At 67.5% G+C, this 17,649-nt stretch carries 14 protein-coding genes; 7 read left to right on the top strand and 7 right to left on the bottom strand.

The window, feature by feature from the left end:
• Nucleotides 1-93: 93 nt before the first annotated feature.
• The 4 genes from VD972_RS18920 to VD972_RS18905 form a co-directional block, all read right to left on the bottom strand.
• Nucleotides 94-996, bottom strand: a complete 903-nt coding sequence (locus VD972_RS18920; protein WP_324988940.1) for a bile acid:sodium symporter family protein — start codon at nucleotides 994-996, stop codon at nucleotides 94-96.
• A 64-nt stretch (nucleotides 997-1,060) separates the two neighbouring features.
• Nucleotides 1,061-1,438: a response regulator gene (locus tag VD972_RS18915; RefSeq protein WP_044190286.1), complete on the bottom strand. Its 378-nt coding sequence runs from the start codon at nucleotides 1,436-1,438 to the stop codon at nucleotides 1,061-1,063.
• A gap of 130 nt (nucleotides 1,439-1,568) precedes the next feature.
• Nucleotides 1,569-2,477: an amidohydrolase family protein gene (locus VD972_RS18910; RefSeq protein ID WP_324988941.1), complete on the bottom strand. Its 909-nt coding sequence runs from the start codon at nucleotides 2,475-2,477 to the stop codon at nucleotides 1,569-1,571.
• 52 nt (nucleotides 2,478-2,529) lie between these two features.
• Nucleotides 2,530-2,763 (bottom strand): hypothetical protein, encoded by a 234-nt coding sequence (locus VD972_RS18905; protein WP_324988938.1) that lies wholly within the window; start codon nucleotides 2,761-2,763, stop codon nucleotides 2,530-2,532.
• Nucleotides 2,764-3,072: 309 nt separating this feature from the next.
• Between VD972_RS18905 and VD972_RS18900 the strand changes: the two genes are divergently transcribed.
• Nucleotides 3,073-3,342, top strand: coding sequence for a hypothetical protein (locus VD972_RS18900; RefSeq protein WP_324988936.1), 270 nt, complete (start codon nucleotides 3,073-3,075; stop codon nucleotides 3,340-3,342).
• 109 nt (nucleotides 3,343-3,451) lie between these two features.
• Here VD972_RS18900 and VD972_RS18895 read toward each other — a convergent pair whose 3' ends face one another.
• Nucleotides 3,452-5,533 (bottom strand): M3 family metallopeptidase, encoded by a 2,082-nt coding sequence (locus VD972_RS18895; RefSeq protein ID WP_324988934.1) that lies wholly within the window; start codon nucleotides 5,531-5,533, stop codon nucleotides 3,452-3,454.
• 194 nt (nucleotides 5,534-5,727) lie between these two features.
• Between VD972_RS18895 and VD972_RS18890 the strand changes: the two genes are divergently transcribed.
• Entirely contained in the window at nucleotides 5,728-6,327 is a 600-nt protein-coding gene (locus tag VD972_RS18890; RefSeq protein WP_324988933.1) for a DUF2378 family protein, read from the top strand.
• A 15-nt stretch (nucleotides 6,328-6,342) separates the two neighbouring features.
• Here VD972_RS18890 and VD972_RS18885 read toward each other — a convergent pair whose 3' ends face one another.
• On the bottom strand, nucleotides 6,343-7,125 hold the full coding sequence (locus tag VD972_RS18885) for a TatD family hydrolase (protein ID WP_324988931.1): 783 nt from the start codon (nucleotides 7,123-7,125) through the stop codon (nucleotides 6,343-6,345).
• A 469-nt stretch (nucleotides 7,126-7,594) separates the two neighbouring features.
• Here VD972_RS18885 and glmU point away from each other — a divergent pair, with 469 nt between their 5' ends.
• The 4 genes from glmU to VD972_RS18865 all read left to right on the top strand — a co-directional run bounded on the left by glmU (nucleotide 7,595) and on the right by VD972_RS18865 (nucleotide 15,827).
• A complete protein-coding gene (gene glmU / locus VD972_RS18880; protein ID WP_324988929.1) occupies nucleotides 7,595-8,983 on the top strand; it encodes a bifunctional UDP-N-acetylglucosamine diphosphorylase/glucosamine-1-phosphate N-acetyltransferase GlmU in 1,389 nt (462 codons plus the stop codon).
• 158 nt (nucleotides 8,984-9,141) lie between these two features.
• Nucleotides 9,142-10,977 carry a glutamine--fructose-6-phosphate transaminase (isomerizing) gene (gene glmS / locus VD972_RS18875; RefSeq protein ID WP_324988928.1) on the top strand — a complete coding sequence of 612 codons (1,836 nt, stop codon included), beginning with the start codon at nucleotides 9,142-9,144 and terminating at the stop codon, nucleotides 10,975-10,977.
• Between the two features lie 205 nt (nucleotides 10,978-11,182).
• Complete coding sequence (locus VD972_RS18870) at nucleotides 11,183-13,753, top strand: bifunctional aminotransferase class I/II-fold pyridoxal phosphate-dependent enzyme/GNAT family N-acetyltransferase (protein ID WP_324988926.1); 2,571 nt, start codon at nucleotides 11,183-11,185, stop codon at nucleotides 13,751-13,753.
• A gap of 58 nt (nucleotides 13,754-13,811) precedes the next feature.
• The gene (locus tag VD972_RS18865) at nucleotides 13,812-15,827 is read left to right on the top strand and encodes a PAS domain S-box protein (RefSeq protein ID WP_324988924.1); all 2,016 of its coding nucleotides are present in this window, start codon (nucleotides 13,812-13,814) and stop codon (nucleotides 15,825-15,827) included.
• A 7-nt stretch (nucleotides 15,828-15,834) separates the two neighbouring features.
• On the opposite strand, the gene VD972_RS18860 is transcribed toward VD972_RS18865, so the two are convergent.
• Nucleotides 15,835-16,872 (bottom strand): methyltransferase, encoded by a 1,038-nt coding sequence (locus VD972_RS18860; RefSeq protein WP_324988922.1) that lies wholly within the window; start codon nucleotides 16,870-16,872, stop codon nucleotides 15,835-15,837.
• Between the two features lie 166 nt (nucleotides 16,873-17,038).
• On the opposite strand from VD972_RS18860, the gene VD972_RS18855 reads away from it, so the two are divergent.
• Nucleotides 17,039-17,649, top strand: a 611-nt coding sequence (locus VD972_RS18855; protein ID WP_324988921.1) for a penicillin acylase family protein, incomplete at its 3' end; no start/stop codon positions are given.

Here is a 17,649-nt window from a genome sequence, read left to right as displayed (position 1 = left end):
GAGGGCCTGGGCCGACAGCGACAGCCCGAGCAGGAGGAGGGCAGCGCGAGTCATGGGGAGGTCTCCGTGAGAGGGCAGAGGCACAGGCAGCGCTCAGCTGCGGGAGGCGGCACTGGCGGCCCGGGCCGCGGAGGCGCGCTGGGCGGCATTCACCCCGTAGCCAAAGAGGGCCGCGGTGCAGAACATGAAGAGGCTGTAGAAGACGGCCGGGATGGCCATGGTGGTGTTGTTAAGCAGGAGCGGGCTGGAGGCAATGGCGATGGCCAGGGTGCCGTTGTGGATGCCGATCTCCATCCCAATCGCGATGGACTGCTCCCGGTTCAGCCGGAGCAGCCGCGGCAGGAAGTAGCCCAGGAACATGCTGGCGAGGTTGAAGGCGAGCGCCGCCGCTCCCACCTGCGGGAAGTAGGAGCCAATGATCGCGCGCTCCTTGTAGACAGCGGCGGCCACCACGAGCACCAGGAAGAGCGCCGACAAGAGCTTCACCGGCTTCTTCAGCTGCTCGGACAGCTGGGGCCGCTTCTTCTTCAGCAGCATGCCCAGGGACACCGGCCCCAGCACGACGACGAAGATCTGCGCCACCTTTCCGAACTGGAGCGGAATGGCGCGGCTCTCCCCGAGGAAGTGATCGAGCGAGAGGTTCACGATGAGGGGCAGCGTCACCACCGTGAGCACGCTGTTGATGGCCGTGAGGGTGATGTTGAGGGCGACGTCTCCCTTGGCCAGGTGGCTGAAGAGGTTGGAGGTGGCTCCTCCTGGCGACGCCGCCAGGAGCATCAGCCCCACGGCCAGCTCGGGAGGCAGGCCGCTCAGCTTCGCGATGGCGAAGCACACCCACGGCAACAGCACCATCTGGCAGAGCAGGCCCACCAGCACCGCGCGCGGGAAGGCGATGACGCGCGTGAAGTCTGCCAGCGTGAGCGACAGCCCCAGCCCGAGCATGATGATGCCCAGGGCCAGTGGCAGAAGAACGGTCGTCAGGACGCTGGTTTCCAAGTGCGGGCCTCCCTCCCCTACCCGGGAGGTCGCATCCTCGCACCTCTTGGGGGCTCACCACCACTCAGTGCATCAACGACATCTCGGGCGGGCCGACGATCTGCTGCACCGTCATCCGCACCTTGTCGAGATCCACGGGCTTGGAGATGTAGCCGGCGGCGCCGACCAGCTCCGCCTCCCACTCGAAGCCGTAGCCCGAGATGATGATGATGGGGAGGTTGCGCGCCCGCGGCATCTTCTTGAGCGCATCCAGCAACCCCCACCCGCTCATGACCGGCATCCGCAGGTCCAACAGCACCGCGGCGGGCATGTCTCCTTCGAGCAGGTCCAACGCCTCCCGGCCGTTGGAGGCCTGGACAGTGCGGTACCCCAGTTCCTCGAGGGCATCGCAGATGAGCGTGCGGTGGCTCGCGTCGTCATCGACGACCAGGATGTGGGACATGGTGAGGCCTCGGTTAGACAGTCAACGGGGGTGGGGTGATTCTATGGTGGCCAATCTGGGATCGATCCCTCCATAGCGGAAGTGGGGGATCCAATTTTCAACACCTCATCCCCCCCAGGGAGTGTTCCTTTCAAGGAAAAGCGACTCCGAAGAGATGCAGTGCGTTCTGCCCCAGCAGCCCCGCTTCCACCTCGTCCCCCAGCTTCAAGCCCAGGAGCTGCTTCAGCTCCCGGTCCCACGCATAGGGCAGCTGGGGGAAGTCCGTCCCATAGAGGATGCGCTCGGGGCGCACGTCCAGGGCGCGGCGCGGCAGGGCGATGGGGAAGAAGTCCGCCATGGCCATGGTGGTGTCCAGCCAGAGGTTGTCGTAGCGCTCCAGCAGGCGCACGTAGCCGTCAAACTCGTCCGCCCCCAGGTGGGGGACGCAGAGCTTCAGCGTGGGGTGGTCCTGGAGCGCGCGCTCCACCCGATCCACCGAGCAGAGGGCATGGGGATCACACCGGTAGTGTGGGCTCGCGGGCTCGCGTCCGGCATGCATCACGAGCGGCCGGCCCGCCTGGGCGCAGGCGGCATACACCTCGTGCATCGCCGGCGCGTCCGGAGAGAAGCACTGCACATGGCAGTGCAGCTTCACGCCCTGGAGGCCCGCGGCGAAGGCCTCGGCGAGGATGTCCGCCGCGCCCTCTTCGCCGGGCAGGACCGTGGCCAGCCCCACCACACGCGGCTCGGCCTGCATCACCTCGGCCATGTACTGATTGAGGAAGCGCGCCATGCCCGGCTTGTGGGCGTAGGCCAGCGCCACCACCCGGCTCACGCCGCGCGACAGCAGGAAGGCCACCACCTCGGGCGTGTGCAGCTTGTAGCGGATGGGCCAGCCGTACTTCTCGAACCAGCTCCAGATGGCCTCGGCGACGGGATCCGGGAAGAGGTGGACGTGGGCATCCACCACGGGAGGCAGCCCCTCGGGCAGCCGGGGCCCCTCTTCGTCATTCAGCGCAGGAAGGGGGAGGGTGCGGTGGGGATCCAGCCAGACGGACATGGCGCCCAGGCATGTCGGGGCTTCGTGGAGGGACATGCGGGAGCGTTCTCCTCTACTCTTTCTTTGGAACCTGGGGACCCGGCTCCTGGTCCACCCGCCGCAGGAAGTCCTGCTGCTGCGAGTAGCCCTGCCGCTCCAGGCGCTGCGCCTCGATGAGGTCCGCCACCTTCGAGCACACCTGCCCCAGCACTCGCAGGGAGTCCGCGAGGATCTTCTCCACCTGATCCTTTGCATCCGGCCGCTTGAGGATCGTCCTGGCGCGGCGGAAGGGCAGTGGCAACTTCATCCTGGCCAATCTAGGGGAAGTACCGCCGGGGCGCGACCGTCCTGGGGGCTCGGGGCGTGGCGAGTGCTCGCCTGATCGGCCACTTGCCCGGTTGACGCGACGGGTCGGCCATCAACAGCTTTACACGCTGGCAAATTTACAAAACGTGTCACAAGTCGAGAATGATCCGGCCACAGAGGGCCTCGTGTACTGACAAACCCTGGAAATTCCAAGCCTTTAACGAATTTTCAAGAGGGGGGATGACGCCGAGTTAATTGATGCTTACAGTGGTCCCCACTGAAACCCACTCTACCCACGGGGGGCAGCGCGATGGCTTACGACGGCGAGCTGGTCAAGATGGAGAACGGTCGCTGGGCGCGGTTCCAACGGTGCCGGGTGTATCGACCGGGCGTGGAGGACGCGGGCGAGACGATGCTGCTGATCGCGGTGGAGCTCGAGGACCGCTACCAGCGCATGCTGGACACCGTGGCGGACTCGCTGGCCCAGTACCGGCGGCAGGGCATCGCGGTCCAGGTGCGCATGGATGACGCGCAGGGCGTCACGCTGCAGCCTGAGTCGGCCCAGGCGCTCGTTCACTGAGTGCCTCGCCCCCCGAGGGCGAGCACCCGTTCACCTTTTGACAGTTCCCGGGGCCCCGCGCCGTTGACGGCATGGGGCCCCGGCTTTTTACGACGCGCCGCGGCTGGGCTCAGGTGCCGTTCAGCCAGCGCTCATAGGCCTCGAAGGCGTACTCGCGGCCGAGGAAGTCCTTCACCAGCAGTGCGGCATCCTTGGCACCACCGGGCTCGAGCACGGTGCGGCGGTAGCGCTGCGCGGGCGCCGGGTTCATGAGGCCCTCGGCCTGGAAGGGCGTGAAGAGGTCCTTCGCGATCACGAGCGACCACATATAGGTGTAGTAGGCGGCGGAGTACCCATCGAGGTGTCCGAAGGACAGCTGGAAGTACGTGTCCTGGGCGTACTTGAAGGGCGTGTAGCGCTCCTGCAGCTGCTTCACCGTGGCGGTGGTGTCCAGGCCCTTGGGGTCGCGGTTGTAGAGGTTGAGGCTGACGGCCGCGTAGAACATCTGCTGGCGCACCGCGAGCCCCTTGCCGAACTCGTCGGCCTTCTTCATGCGCTGGATGAGTTCAGCGGGCAGCGGCTCATTGGACTGGTGGTGCTTGGCGAAGGTCTGGAGCGAGTCGGGAGACCAGGCCCACTCCTCGAGCATCTGCGAGGGCGCCTCGACGAAGTCCATCTCGGTGCGGGTGCCGGCCAGGCCCGCCCAGCGCCCGCGGCCCCCAAGGACGTGGTGCAGCAGGTGGCCGAACTCGTGGAAGAAGGTCTCCACGTCGGCGTGCTGCATGAGCGCGGGCTCGGCGCCGGGCTTCGGGAAGTTGCACATGAGGACGCCCTCGGGGAGCGACTTGCCGCCCTTGCCGCTGGCCAGATCCCACTGCGCCGCGTGCTTGTACTTGTTCTCGCGCGGGTGCATGTCCAGGAAGATGCGGCCCAGCAGTGTGGCGCCCTCGTGGATGTCATACACCTCGATGTCCGGGTGCCACGGCTTCGCGTCCGTGACGCGCTTGTAGGTGATGCCGAACATGCGCGAGGTGATGTCGAGCACGCCATCGCGCACGCGCGTGTACTCGAAGTAGGGGCGCACGGCCTGCGAGTCGAAGCTGTACTGCTCGGCCTTCACCCGGTCCTCCAGGTACGGCTGATCCCAGGGGTGGACGACGGTGGCCTTCGGGTCGTCCTTGCGCTTGCGCGCCAGCAGCGACTCGTAGTCCGTCTTCGCGCGGGGAGCGGAGGCCGTGGTGATTCTCTCGATGAAGTCCGCGGCGGCCTTGTCGGTGCGGATCATCTTGTCCTCGGTGGTGTACGCGGCCCAGCTGGGGTAGCCGAGCAGCGTGGCCAGCTCGTAGCGCCTGGAGAGGAGGCGCGAGAGGGTGTCCAGGTTCTTCGGGTGGCCGCGCTGGCGGTAGACGCGCCAGAGGGCCTCGCGGGCCTTGGCGCTCTTGGCGTACGTCATGAGGGGCAGGTAGTCCGGGGTGTCGGTGGTGATGCGCACCTTGCCGTTGGGCCCCGGCGCGTGGGCGCGCACGTAGTCCTCGGGCAGGCCCGCGAGCTCCTTTGGATCCAGCTCCACGGAGCGCACGTCCTCGCGGATGTTGCGGCCGAACTCCTGGCCAATCTTGATGAGCTCCTCCTTGAGCGCGAGCACCCGGGTGCGCGTGGCCTCGTCCCGGTCCACGCCGACGCGGCGGAAGTCACGCAGCAGGCGCGTGACATACTGGCGCGTGGCCCCGTCCTGCTTGCTGAGGTCCAGGCTGGAGAGCACGTCGTAGACGCCGCGATCCAGGGTGACCTCGGTGACGGCCTTCTCCGCCTGGCTCTCGCACTCCTGGGAGGCGGTGCGCATGGCCTCGTCCGGGTGGGAGTTGGTGGCGATGCTCGAGCGCCCGGCGGTGTTGGCGAGCAGGACCACAGCATCGTCGAAGACCTCGAGCGCCGCGGCAGTCTCCCGAGGTGCTGGCAGTGCCTTGAAGCGGGCAATGCCCTCCTGGGCCTTCTGGATGTCCTGACGGCAGGAGTCCCGGAACCCGGCGACGCTGCCCGTCAGATGACGCGCCGCGTCTGGGCTCAGCGGGGCAGGGCGGTGGGGAGCCGCCGGAGCAGGGGCCGCCTGGGAGGTGGCCTGGGAGTCAGGAGCGTTGGCGGTGGAAGAAGTGGAAGTTGCGCACCCTGCGAGCGCAGAGGCGGCAACGAGAGCGAGTGTGAGACGACGCACGGGGTAGGTCCCCTCCAGTTGATGGGCCGGGAGGTTCTAACCCAAGGCGGAGGGCCTCATTCCCGGCTCGGCTGCCCACCTGTCGAGTCTCGAAACATTTCTTCACGCAAAGGCAATAGCGAGCCAACGGCCGTCGTATCGAATGGCGCCACTGATGAGAAGGCGCGGCCGGCGCCCTCGAGACGGGAGCCCTCATGTTGGTGGAGACGAGCCAGGAGATCGGACGCGAGCCCGTGGTGTTCGGACACGCGCTGGAGACCCTGCTGGCCGAGGCGGAGGTGCTGGCCCCTCACACGCTCGACGCGCTGAGTCGGCTGGGCCTGTCGCCCCTGCACCCTCTGGAGGTTGCCTATCCAGAAGAGGTGTGGTCGGAGGCCCTCCGCATCCTGGTGCAGGCGCTCTCGGCGGATCTGGGCACGTCCGCGGCGGAGTTCCTGCTGGGCCAGCGCTACTCCGAGCGCGCCCTGCGCTCGCGGCTCGGCTCGGCCATGAACGCCCATGCCCGGGTGGTGGGCCCGGAGCGCACGCTGATGCGCACGGCGCGCAACCTGCGGACGGCCAACAACTTCACCGACGCCACGGTGCAAGCGCTGCCCGGCGGTACGGGCTGGGAGCTCGTCACGAGCCCCCTCCGGCAGTTCGCCGCATCGATGCGGCTCCGGATGGATCCGCCGCACTTCCTTCGGGGCGTGCTCACCCGCTCCTTCGAGGCGGCGGGTGCGCGCGGGGTCCGCATGGAGCTGGTGGATCACGACGAGGCGAGCGGCACGGCCACCTTCCACGTCTTCTTCTGAGCGCTCCCGCGCGCCTCAGGCCGCGATCTGGAAGAAGCGCTCGGCGTTCTCATACGCTACGCGCCGGACGATCCGATCGGAGAGGTTGGCTTTCGCCAGCAGGCGGGCCAGGCGCGCCAGCCCGAGGATGTCTCCCGCGCCATCTCCCGCGTCGGAGTTGAGCACCAGCCGCTCACTGCCCAGCTTGCGCACCAGCGCCACCGCGCGCTCGGCTTTCAGCGCCTCCGGGTGCAACGTCAGCCCCGCCCAGTGCCCGCACCCCAGGATGACCCCCACCGTCCGCCCCGTGGCGTGGTCCACCAGCACCCTTGAGGGCAGCACCCCCGCCGTGCGCAGCAGCGCGAGGATCCGCCGGGTGTGCTTCTCCTTGTCCTTGGTAGGCGTGTGCACCACCACCCTCAGCTTCAGCCGCCGCGCCAGCGCCAGCTGCTCCAGGAAGGCCTCCTCCTCCTCCTCCCCGCCCGCATGCAGCCCCGTCTCTCCCAGCGCCACCACGCGCCCACCCTGGAAGTAGTCCGGCAGGCGCGAGAGCACCTCGGACAACCCCCGCCGAGGGATGCAGCGCGGGTGCACCCCCAGCGCTGCATATGCGCGGATGCCCAGGCGCTCCAGCCGCGGCAGCTGTTTGCCCACCAGATCATCAAAGTGGCTCAGCAGCGACTTCGCCGTGGGCTCCGCGAAGTGGTGCGCCACCACCAGCGCCCGCTCCACCCCGAAGAAGCGCATCGACTCGAGGTCCTGATTGCTCAGGGCCTCGGGGTGCAGGTGCGCGTCAAAGAGGGGAGGCAGCTCGGACACGGGGGGCGTTCTCTCTGTGCGGAAGACAGCAACCTATACCTTGACCACGACACCGCGCTGTCGCTTTCCCAAAACTCATGGGCTCGGTAACGCCCGGTCGAGGGCATTCTGCGCCACCCCCCTTGCGCATCGCGTTGATTTCAGGCTCTTTAGCCCCGCAACTCTGGGGGGTTACCCGGCACGGGATTCCAACATGGTCAGAGAATTTTACTTGTACGGGTGTAAGAATCCGTACATGATGGAAAACGCCATGAGTTGCCAACCGGGGGTCGTGATGGGTACCACCGCGAAGCCCATACAGTGCCCACCTTCACACCCGCAGGAGGTGAAGGTGTTCTTCCGGCCCCGCTTCGGCATCCGTGCCGAGAGCGGCGGGCTCTGCGTAGAGGTGTGTGCTCTCCCTGAGAAGGAGAAGGGCGACCCCAAGCGCGGTTGACGATCAGAGACGGGGTCCCTAATTCTCCGCCGCATGTCCTCTCCCCTCGCGGCGGTGGTGTTGTGTGCCGGCAAGGGCACCCGGATGAAGTCGGAGAAGGCGAAAGTCCTTCACCCCATCCTGGGCAAGCCCCTCTGTGCATATCCCTTGAAGCGCGCACTCGAGCTTGGCGCGTCTCCGCTCGTGCCGGTGGTAGGCCACCAGGCTCCTGAGGTGGAGAAGGCCGTTCGCGCGCAGTTTCCCACCGCCTCGCTGCGCTTCGCGCTCCAGAAGGAGCAGCGTGGAACCGCGGACGCGGTTCGCTCAGCAGAAGGGGCGCTGAAGGACTTCTCGGGTCGCGTCCTCATCCTCTATGGCGATGTGCCGCTGCTGCGCCGTGAGACGCTGGAGGCGCTCGTGGCCGCGCATGAGGCGGGCAAGGCCACGCTCTCGATGGTCTCCACCGTGCTGGAGGATCCCACCGGCTACGGCCGCGTCATCCGCGAGGGTGGCAAGGTGGTGCGCATCGTCGAGCACAAGGACTGCACCCCGGAGCAGCGCGCCGTGCGCGAGTGCAACGCCGGCATCTACCTGGTGGAGTCCTCCTTCCTCTGGAGGGCGCTGGCGGAGATCCGGCCGCAGAACGCCCAGGGCGAGTACTACCTGACAGATCTGGTGGAGATGGCGGCACGGCTGGGGCCGGTGGCCTCGGTGGAGGCCGACGCCACGGAGACGGCGGGCGTGAATGATCGCGTGGAGCTGGCGGCGCGCGCCCGCGTGCTGCAGCAGCGGATCAACGAGCGCCACATGCGCGCGGGCGTCAGCATGGTGGATCCGGCCAGCACCTTCATCGAGGACGACGTCACCATCGGCCCGGACACGGAGCTCGGCCCGCAGGTGATGTTGGCGGCAGGCACCGTCATCGGGCGCAATGTCACCATCGGGCAGGGGAGCGTGCTGACGGCCTCCTCCGTGGCGGACGGGACTTCCATCAAGCCCTACTCGGTCTTCGAGGAGGCCAAGGTCGGCGAGCGGTGCATCATCGGCCCGTTCTCCCGCCTGCGCCCGGGCACCGAGCTGGCCGAGGAGGTCCACCTGGGCAACTTCGTGGAGACGAAGAAGGCCCGGATCGGCAAGGGCTCCAAGGCCAACCACCTGGCGTACCTGGGTGACGCGAAGATCGGCTCCGGCGTCAACGTGGGGGCCGGCACCATCACCTGCAACTATGACGGGGTGAACAAGCACCTCACCGAGCTCGGGGACGGCGTCTTCATTGGATCCGACACCCAGCTCGTGGCTCCCGTGAGTGTAGGCGATGGCGCCTATGTCGGAGCGGGGACAACCGTGACGAAAAATGTACCGCCTGGGAGCCTCGCAGTGTCCCGGGTGCCGCAGGTGAACAAGGAGGGGTGGGTGGCCCGGAAGAAGGCCAGACAGGGCTAACCCCTGGAAGATCGGGCGGTTTCCGAGAGCCGCTCCCGCCGCGCTAGAATGGCGCGGCTCTTGCTCGGTGAGAAACCGAAAGATGGCGAGACACAGTGGCTCGGGAGTCCCGCGGAGTGATCCGACGGGCTAGGGCGAGTGAGAGAGAGGTCTGAGACATGTGCGGCATTGTTGGTTACGTGGGTGACAAGGAGTCGGCTCCCATCCTGGTGTCCGGCCTGAAGAAGCTGGAGTACCGGGGGTACGACTCGGCAGGCGTGGCGGTGGTGAACCGCAACCAGCTCAACGTGGTGCGCGCCACGGGCAAGCTGAAGAACCTGGAGAATCGCGTGTCTCAGGAGGTGCCCCAGGGCACCATCGGCATCGGCCACACACGGTGGGCCACGCACGGCCGCCCCTCGGACGAGAACGCCCACCCGCACTCCTACAAGGGCGTGGCGGTGGTGCATAACGGCATCATCGAGAACCACCTGGCGCTCAAGGAGGAGCTGCGCTCCAGGGGCCACATCTTCTCCTCGGAGACGGACACCGAGGTCTTCGCCCACCTGATCTCCGACGAGCTCGAGCGCGGCGTGGATCTTGTCGAGGCTGTCCGCCTGGCCATCAAGCAGGTGAGGGGCACCTACGCGCTGGCGGTGGTGAGCTCCACGGATCAGCACCGCATCATCTGCACCAAGGACTCCTCGCCCATGGTGCTGGGGCTCGGCGAGGGGCAGAACTTCGTGGCCAGCGACGTGCCGGCGCTGCTCGAGCACACCCGAGACTTCGTCTACATGGAGGAGGGGGACCTGGCCGTCGTCTCCAAGGAGAAAGTGGACATCTTCAACCGCCAGGGCCAGCTCGTGAACCGGCCTACCCGCCGCATCGACTGGACGCCGATGATGGCGGAGAAGGGCGGCCACAAGCACTTCATGCACAAGGAGATCTGGGAGCAGCCCCGCGCGATCGCGGACACGCTGCGCGGCCGGATGCTCCTGTCCGAGGGTGACATCCACTTCGAGGGCTGGAACCTCTCCCCTGAGAAAGTCCGCGCGCTCACCAAGGTGACGATCCTGGCGTGCGGCACCTCGTGGCACTCGGGCGTCGCCGGCAAGCACATGATCGAGTCGCTGGCGCGCCTGCCTGTCGAAGTGGAGCTGGCCAGCGAGTTCCGCTACCGCGATCCGATCGTGGACTCCACGCACCTGGCCATCGCCATCAGCCAGTCGGGCGAGACGGCCGACACGCTGGCGGCCTTCAAGGAGGCCAAGAAGCGCGGCGCCACGGCCATGGCCATCTGCAACGTGATGGGCAGCGCCATGACGCGCGAGGCGGACATCTCCGTGCTCACCAACGCCGGCCCTGAGATCGGCGTGGCGTCCACCAAGGCGTTCACCACGCAGCTCGTCACGCTCTACATGCTGGCGGTGAAGCTGGGCCGCATGCGCGGCACCCTCACCGTGAAGCAGGCCCAGGAGCACCTGACGCACCTCACCGAGATCCCGAAGATGATCGAGGACGTGCTCAAGTGCGAGGCGGCCGTGAAGCGCGTGGCCCGCGAGTTCATGAGCGCGCAGGACTTCCTCTTCCTCGGCCGCGGGCCCATGCACCCGGTGGCGCTGGAGGGCGCGCTGAAGCTGAAGGAGATCTCGTACATCCACGCGGAGGGCTACGCGGGCGGCGAGATGAAGCACGGCCCCATCGCGCTCATCGACGAGAAGATGCCCGTGGTGGTGATCGCGCCCAAGCAGCCCCACGTGGCCTACGAGAAGATCATCGGCAACATCGAGGAGGTCCGGGCCCGCGGCGGCAAGGTCATCGCCATCATCGACGAGGATGACGCGCACGTGACGGCCCTGGCGGACCACGTCATCCGCATCCCCCCCGCCTGCGCGCTGCTGGCGCCGGTGGTGGCCACCATCCCGCTGCAGCTGCTCGCCTACCATGTCGCCGAGATGCGCGGGAACGACGTGGACCAGCCGCGCAACCTCGCCAAGAGCGTCACCGTCGAGTAGCAGGTCCGCTCACACAGCCTGGAATTCCGAAGCCCGGGTGCCCCGTTCCTACGAGGCCCCGGGCTTTGTCGTGCCGCACTACCTGTTGGGTATTGCTCGTACGAGAAAAATACGTTACCTATAGAATATGTAGCAGTGCTAGTTCCGAGGCGGCCGCAATAGGTCGCACCCTCTCCTACCCTAGCACGGCACTCCAGGTCCCCTCATGGAAGCTTCGGAACGAAACGCGACGGTGGACTCCATTCACCAGGAGGCCATCCAGCATGGGCTCTACTTCCTCAATCCTGATGACCAGGAGCTCCATGGACGCACCTTCACCCTGAAGGGGCAGGAGCTGCTGTCCTTCGCCTCGTGCTCGTACCTGGGCCTGGAGCAGCACCCCCAGCTCGTCGAGGGGGTGATCCAGGCGGTGCGGCGGTATGGCACGCAGTTCTCCGCGACGCGCGGCTTCGTCTCGGCGCCTCCGTACGCGGAGCTGGAAGAGCTGATGTCCCAGGTGCTCGGGGGCTACGCCATCGTCTGCTCGTCCACCTCGCTGGGGCACCAGTCCGCGCTGGGCGTTCTGGCCACGGAGAAGGACGCCATCGTCCTGGATCACCAGGCTCACTTCAGCATCCAGCAGGCGGCGCAGCTGACGCGCACGGCCGGCTGCCACGTGGAGATCGTCAAGCACGGCGAGCTGGAGCGCGCGCTGGAGGCCATCCAGCGGCTGGCGGCGGTGCGCAAGACGGTCTGGTTCGCCGTGGACGGCGTCTATTCCATGTACGGCGATCTGGTGCCCGTGGAGCTGCTGCGCGAGGCACTCAAGATCGCGCCCAACGTGCGGCTGTACGTGGATGACGCGCACGGCATGAGCTGGGCGGGCAAGCACGGCCGGGGCAGCTTCCTGACGCGCATGGGCTTCAACGAGCGCATCGTCCTGGCCACCTCGATGAACAAGGCGTTTGCCGCGGGAGGCGGGTGCCTGCTGTTCGCCACCGACAAGGAGCGCCAGTACGTCCGCAAGACGGGTGGCCCGCTCTTCTTCTCCGGCCCGCTGCAGCCGCCCATGCTGGGAGCCGCCATGGCGTCTGCCCGGCTGCACCTCTCTCCGGAGATCTACAAGCACCAGGAGGTGCTGCAGGAGCGCATCCAGCTGGCCAACCGCCTGATCCGGGAGGCGGGGCTGCCGCTGCTCGTCGAGAACGAGACGCCCATCTTCTTCCTGCGCCTGGGGCTGCCGCGGCTGGGCTTCAAGGTCGCTCGCCGGATGATGGACGAGGGCATCTACGTCACGCCCTCCGTGTACCCCACCGTGCCCATGCGCCGCGGGGGCATCCGCCTGTCGCTCACCGGGTACCATACGGCCGAGGACGTGACGCGTGTCATCGAGCGGCTGGCCGTCCACATCCCCTCCGTGCTGGGCGAGGAGGGGCTCACCGTCGACAACCTGGACGATGAGTTCCGGCATGCGCTGCCGGGCAAGGGGCGGCTCGCCGCGCGGCCCCGGGTTCCGCTCCAGGAGCTGATCCAGCGGCTCATCGTCGAGCACGACTCGCCCGAGCCGGATCTGGTGCCCGCCGTGGCGCGGCCCGTGGATGTAGCGGAGAACCTGACGGTCGAGCGCTACTCCTCCATCTGGCAGATTGACAAGGAGCTGTGGAACTCGGTGCTGGGCACCGTGGGCTTCGTCAGCTGGGACTCGCTGATGATGCAGGAGCAGGTCTTCACCGACACGACGGAGCCCGAGAACGCCTGGCAGTTCATCTACGTGCTCGTCCGGGATCGGGCCGGCCGCGTCCTCGCCGCGGCGCCCTTCACGGTGGCGCTGTGCAAGGACGACATGCTCATGCGTGAGGAGGTCTCCCAGCGCGTGGAGGAGCGGCGCAAGAACGATCCCTACTTCCTGTCCTCCAAGGCGCTGCTGCTGGGCACCCTGCTGTCCGAGGGCAATCACCTGTACCTGGACCGCACGGGCCCCTGGCGCGCCGCGCTGGCCCGGCTCCTGGAGGCGGCCCGCGAGGAGTTCGATCGCAACCGCTGCACGGTGATGACGCTGAGAGATCTCCCCGCGGATGACGCGGAGATGGACCAGGAGATGCTCCACCACGGGCTCGTCAAGGTGCCCATGCTGGACTCGCACATGCTGAACATCACCTGGTGGACGGAGGACGAGTACCTCAACCACGTGAAGCGCTCCAAGCGCGAGCACCTCAAGGAGCGCATCAAGCAGTCCCGCCACTACGAGCGGCGGATGCACGGCGTGGGCGTGGGCGAGACGCTGTCCCTCGAGGAGCTCGAGTACCTGCACTCGCTCTACCTCAACGTGGCGCGCAAGAGCATGCGCCTGAACGTCTTCCACCTGCCCGTCCGCCTGCTGGCGGCCATGCACGAGTCCTCTTCCTGGGAGCTGATGACACTTCGGCTGGATCCCGCCCACGGGGGGCCCCAGGACGGGCGGCCGGTGGCCTTCTGCGCCGCCCACAAGCAGGACGGACATTACGGAGGGTTCTTGTGCGGGGTGGACTACGAGTACGTGTACCACCATGGAGCCTATCGCCAGCTCCTGTATCAGCTGATCCGGCGCGCCATGGAGCTGGGCATGAAGAGCGTCCACTTGGGGATGACCGCGGACATGGAGAAGATCCGGTTTGGCTCGGTGGTGCAGCGCACGTGCGTCTACATGCAGGCGCGGGACCACTTCAACGGCGCCCTGCTGCGAGAGATTGCCGCCGAGGCCAGCCTGGGGGGGCCGCAGTCCTTCGCTGCAAGTCCTGATGGCGCACGTCCTGGGTAGGGGAACGGTGGCACGGGCAGGGCTCGGGGCGTAGACTGTACAGGGGCAGGGCCCCTCCATGTCTGCACGTCCCTTGAACGTTCCCTCGCCTGCTCGTCCTCACTGGACGTTCTCCGCCAGCGACCTCGCGGACAACTCACCTCTGGCCATCATCGAGTGGGATGCCGAGTCCCGGATCTCCCTCTGGAGCCGGCGGGCCGCGGAGATCTTCGGTTGGACCGAGGAGGAGATCCGCGGGAAGACCCCGCGCGAGATGGGCTTCATCTACGAGGAGGATGAGGCCCGCGTCGGGGAGATGATGAGGCGGCTCTTCCTGGGGGAGTCGCCGTGGGGCGTCCTCCAGTTCAGGACCTACCGCAAGGACCGCTCGTTGGCCCACTGTGTGTGGTACTGCACGGCGGTTCGCGACGCCTCGGGCAAGCTGCTCTGCATCCTCACCCAGGCGCTGGATGTGACGGAGCGCGAGCTGGCGCTCGCGCGGCTGGAGGAGAGCGAGCGGCGCTTCAAGGCCACCTTCGAGCAGGCGGCCGTGGGCATCGCGCACGTCAGTGTGACGGGGCAGGTGCTGCGCGCCAACTCGAAGCTGGGCGAGACCTTCGGCTACACACCGCAAGAGCTGATCATCCATGGGTTCTCGGATCTCACCCACCCGGATGACTTCGGCCCGGACCTGGAGCTGGCCCTGAAGGTCCTCCAGGGCGTCATCTCCACGTATTCGCTGGAGAAGCGCTACCTGACGAGGTCCGGCGAGGTCATCTGGTGCAACCTCACGGTGTCCCTGGTGCGGAAGCCGGACGGGACGCCGGACTACTTCATCAGCGTTATCGAGGACATCTCGCGGCGCCGCCGCGCCGAGCTGGAGCGGGACGCGCTGCTGGCGCGCGAGCAGCAGGCCCGTACCGAGGCGGAGGAGCTGGTGCGGCGCCGCTCCTCCGAGCTGGAGGCGGCGCGCAGCGCGCTGGTGCAGGCCGAGCGGCTGGCCACCGCGGGCCAGCTGGCGGCGGGCGTGGGCCACGAGATCAACAACCCCCTGTCCTACGTGCTGGCGAACCAGACGTTTGCCATTGAGGAGCTGGCCCGGCTGAAGGTGCCCACGCCGGGCGTGGACCTGGAGGAGGTTCAGCGGGCGCTGGTGCAGGCCCAGCTCGGAGCCGAGCGGATCCGCGACATCGTCCGGGATCTGCGGACCTTTGCCCGCGGCGATCCGGATGCGATGGGGCCGGTCGATGTGCAGGCCACCCTGGAGTTCTCCCTCTCCATGGCGGCCCCCCAGCTGCGCCAGCGGGCCCAGCTCGTGCGGAAGTATGAGACGGTGCCCTTCGCGCAGGGCAACGAGTCCCGGCTGGGGCAGGTCTTCCTCAACCTCCTGGTCAACGCCGCGCAGGCCATCCCGGAAGGGGCCGTGGCCAGCAACACGGTCACGGTCGCCCTGCGCCCCGGAGAGCCCGGGTGGGTCATCGTCGAGGTGAGCGATACGGGCAGCGGCATTGCCGCGGAGCACCTGCAGCACATCTTTGAGCCGTTCTTCACCACCAAGCCGGTGGGAGTGGGGACAGGGCTGGGGCTCTCGGTGTGCCACGGCATCGTGACCGGGCTGGGCGGGACGATCGAGGTGGAGAGCCAGGTGGGGCGAGGGACCACGTTCCGGATCCACCTGCGCGCCGCGGAGCTTGTCTCCGAGCCTCTCCCCAAAGGCCCCACCTCGACGCTGCGGCTGCTCTCCCCTCGGCGCGTGCTGGTGATCGATGACGACCCCGAGGTCCGCCTGGCGCTCGCGCGCATCATCGGCTCGCCGCACCGGGTTGAGCTGGCCGACACCGCCCGGGACGCTCAGCAGCGGTTGCTGATCAAGAAGGAGGAGTACGATCTCATCTTCTGCGACCTGATGATGCCCGACCTCACGGGGATGGATCTGCACGAGTCCATCGCGATGCAGCGCCCGGAGATCCTCTCACGCATCATCTTCATGTCCGCCGGGGCCTTCACTCCACGCGCCATCTCGTTCCTCGATCGGGTGGCGGTCCGCCGCATCGACAAGCCCTTCGATCCCGCGACGGTCCGCGCGCTGCTGTAGCGGCCCGTCAAGGCTTGCGGCCCGTGGCGATGCTCCAGTAGCCGAAGGTGGGCTTGAGCTCGATGTCCACGAAGCCGGCCTGGGTAAGCAGCGCGCTCAGCTCGGGGCCGGTGAACTGCTGGCCCTCCGTCCAGAGGAGCATGCCCACCGTATAGGCCGCCGCGGGGTAGGGGAGCTGCTTCTCTTCATCGTAGAGCATCTCGTGGACGACGATGCGGCCCCCCGGCTCCAAGCTCTCGAAGCTCCTGCGCGCGAGCAGGAGACACTTCTCCGGCGGCCAGTCGTGGAAGATCTCCGAGTAGAAGTGGAGGTCCGCCTTGGGCAGCGAGTCCTGCCACATGTCGGCCGCCAGCGTCCCGACGCGCTCCCGCAGGCCCGCCTGCGTGAGGTACTCGCGGGCGACGTCGCAGACGGTCGGCAGATCCAGGACGGTGGCGCGCAAGTGAGGCCAGCGGCGCGCCGCGCCTATCGAGTGGGCGCCACTCCCGCCGCCGATGTCCAGCATGTGGTGATGGCCAGACAGGTCCAGGTGGTCAGGCCAGGCCGAGGCAGGACCCACGCTGTGGCCGTGCATCATGCGCGTGAAGCTGCGGGCCTGCTCGGCCTGCTCTTCGTGGGTCTTGAAGATGTCCGTCCCGCCGCCGTAGGCCTGGGGCGCGTTCGACAGCACAGCCGCCTTGACCGACTCGAAGGTGAGGAGCGGGGAGGTGGCCTTCAGCAGGTTGAGGTAGTCGCTGTAGGAGGCAGGGCTGCTCTCCAGCAGGTACTCCTCTGCCTCGGGGGTCAGCGCATAGCGCCCGTCCTGGATGGACACCAGCCCTCGCGAGGCGCACAGACGGAGGACGGCCCTGAGCGGGCGGCGCTCGATGTTCAGCTCCTGACGGAGCTCCTCAAGCGTGCGCGGTCTCTCCGCCAGCAGGGGAAAGAGCTTCAGCTCGTGGGCGACGAGCAACGTCGGCAGCGTGAGCGCGCTCATGAGCACCTCGTTCACCAGACGGTCGTCTACCCTCGGCCGCCAGCTCCCTTCGAGACTGTCACTCCCCATCGAAGCCTCCTTGGCAGGTCACTTATGACAGGATTGACCTCATGAGTCATGTGCCCTCTCGTTCAGGGGCAGGCGATTCATGGCGTGCAGGAGGGGGAGCCACAGCAAGGCGGCAGCCGGATCGCCTGTGGTACCTTCGCGGTTTCTTGAGGCCCCGGAGGATCTCGTGCGCCGCTCTCGTCTTCTCTGTGCGCTGGGTGTGATGGTGCTTGCCCTCATGGGCGGCGCGGGCGGTTGCAACTGCGGGGACTCGCCCATCCCGCTTCCTCCTCCTCCCCCAGGGGATCCCGGAGAGAAGCTGCCCGGGCTCCAAGGGCCGGTGGAGGTCGTGGTGGATGAGCGGGCGATGCCGCACATCTACGCGTCGTCACTGCACGACGCCGCGCTGGTGCAGGGCTACCTGATGGCGCGCGACCGGTTCCCGCAGATGGAGATCCTCAAGCGGAATGTGACCGGGCGGCTGGCGGAGTTCATCGGGACGCTGTCGCCCACCGCGCTGGAGAGCGACGTCACCGCGCGGGTGATCGGGTTCAATCGGGTAGCGGATCGGATGTACGCGTCGCTCGCCTCGGATGCTCCGGAGAAGGCCGCGCTCGATGGGTTTGCCGCGGGCGTGAACGTGTACATCGCGGAGCTGCGCATCGGGAAGGCAACGCTGCCCCCGGGCGCGGAGCTGCTGGCGCTCCTGCTGGCCCAACCCTCCGTGTTCACCGACTGGACTCCGCAGGACTCGCTCGCCATCGGACGATACCTGTCCTACGCCCTGTCGTACTCGGC

The sequence above is a fragment of the Hyalangium sp. genome (genome assembly GCF_035629615.1).
Classification (GTDB): Bacteria; Myxococcota; Myxococcia; order Myxococcales; family Myxococcaceae; genus Hyalangium.
This window is presented reverse-complemented; position numbering and strand designations above follow the sequence as displayed.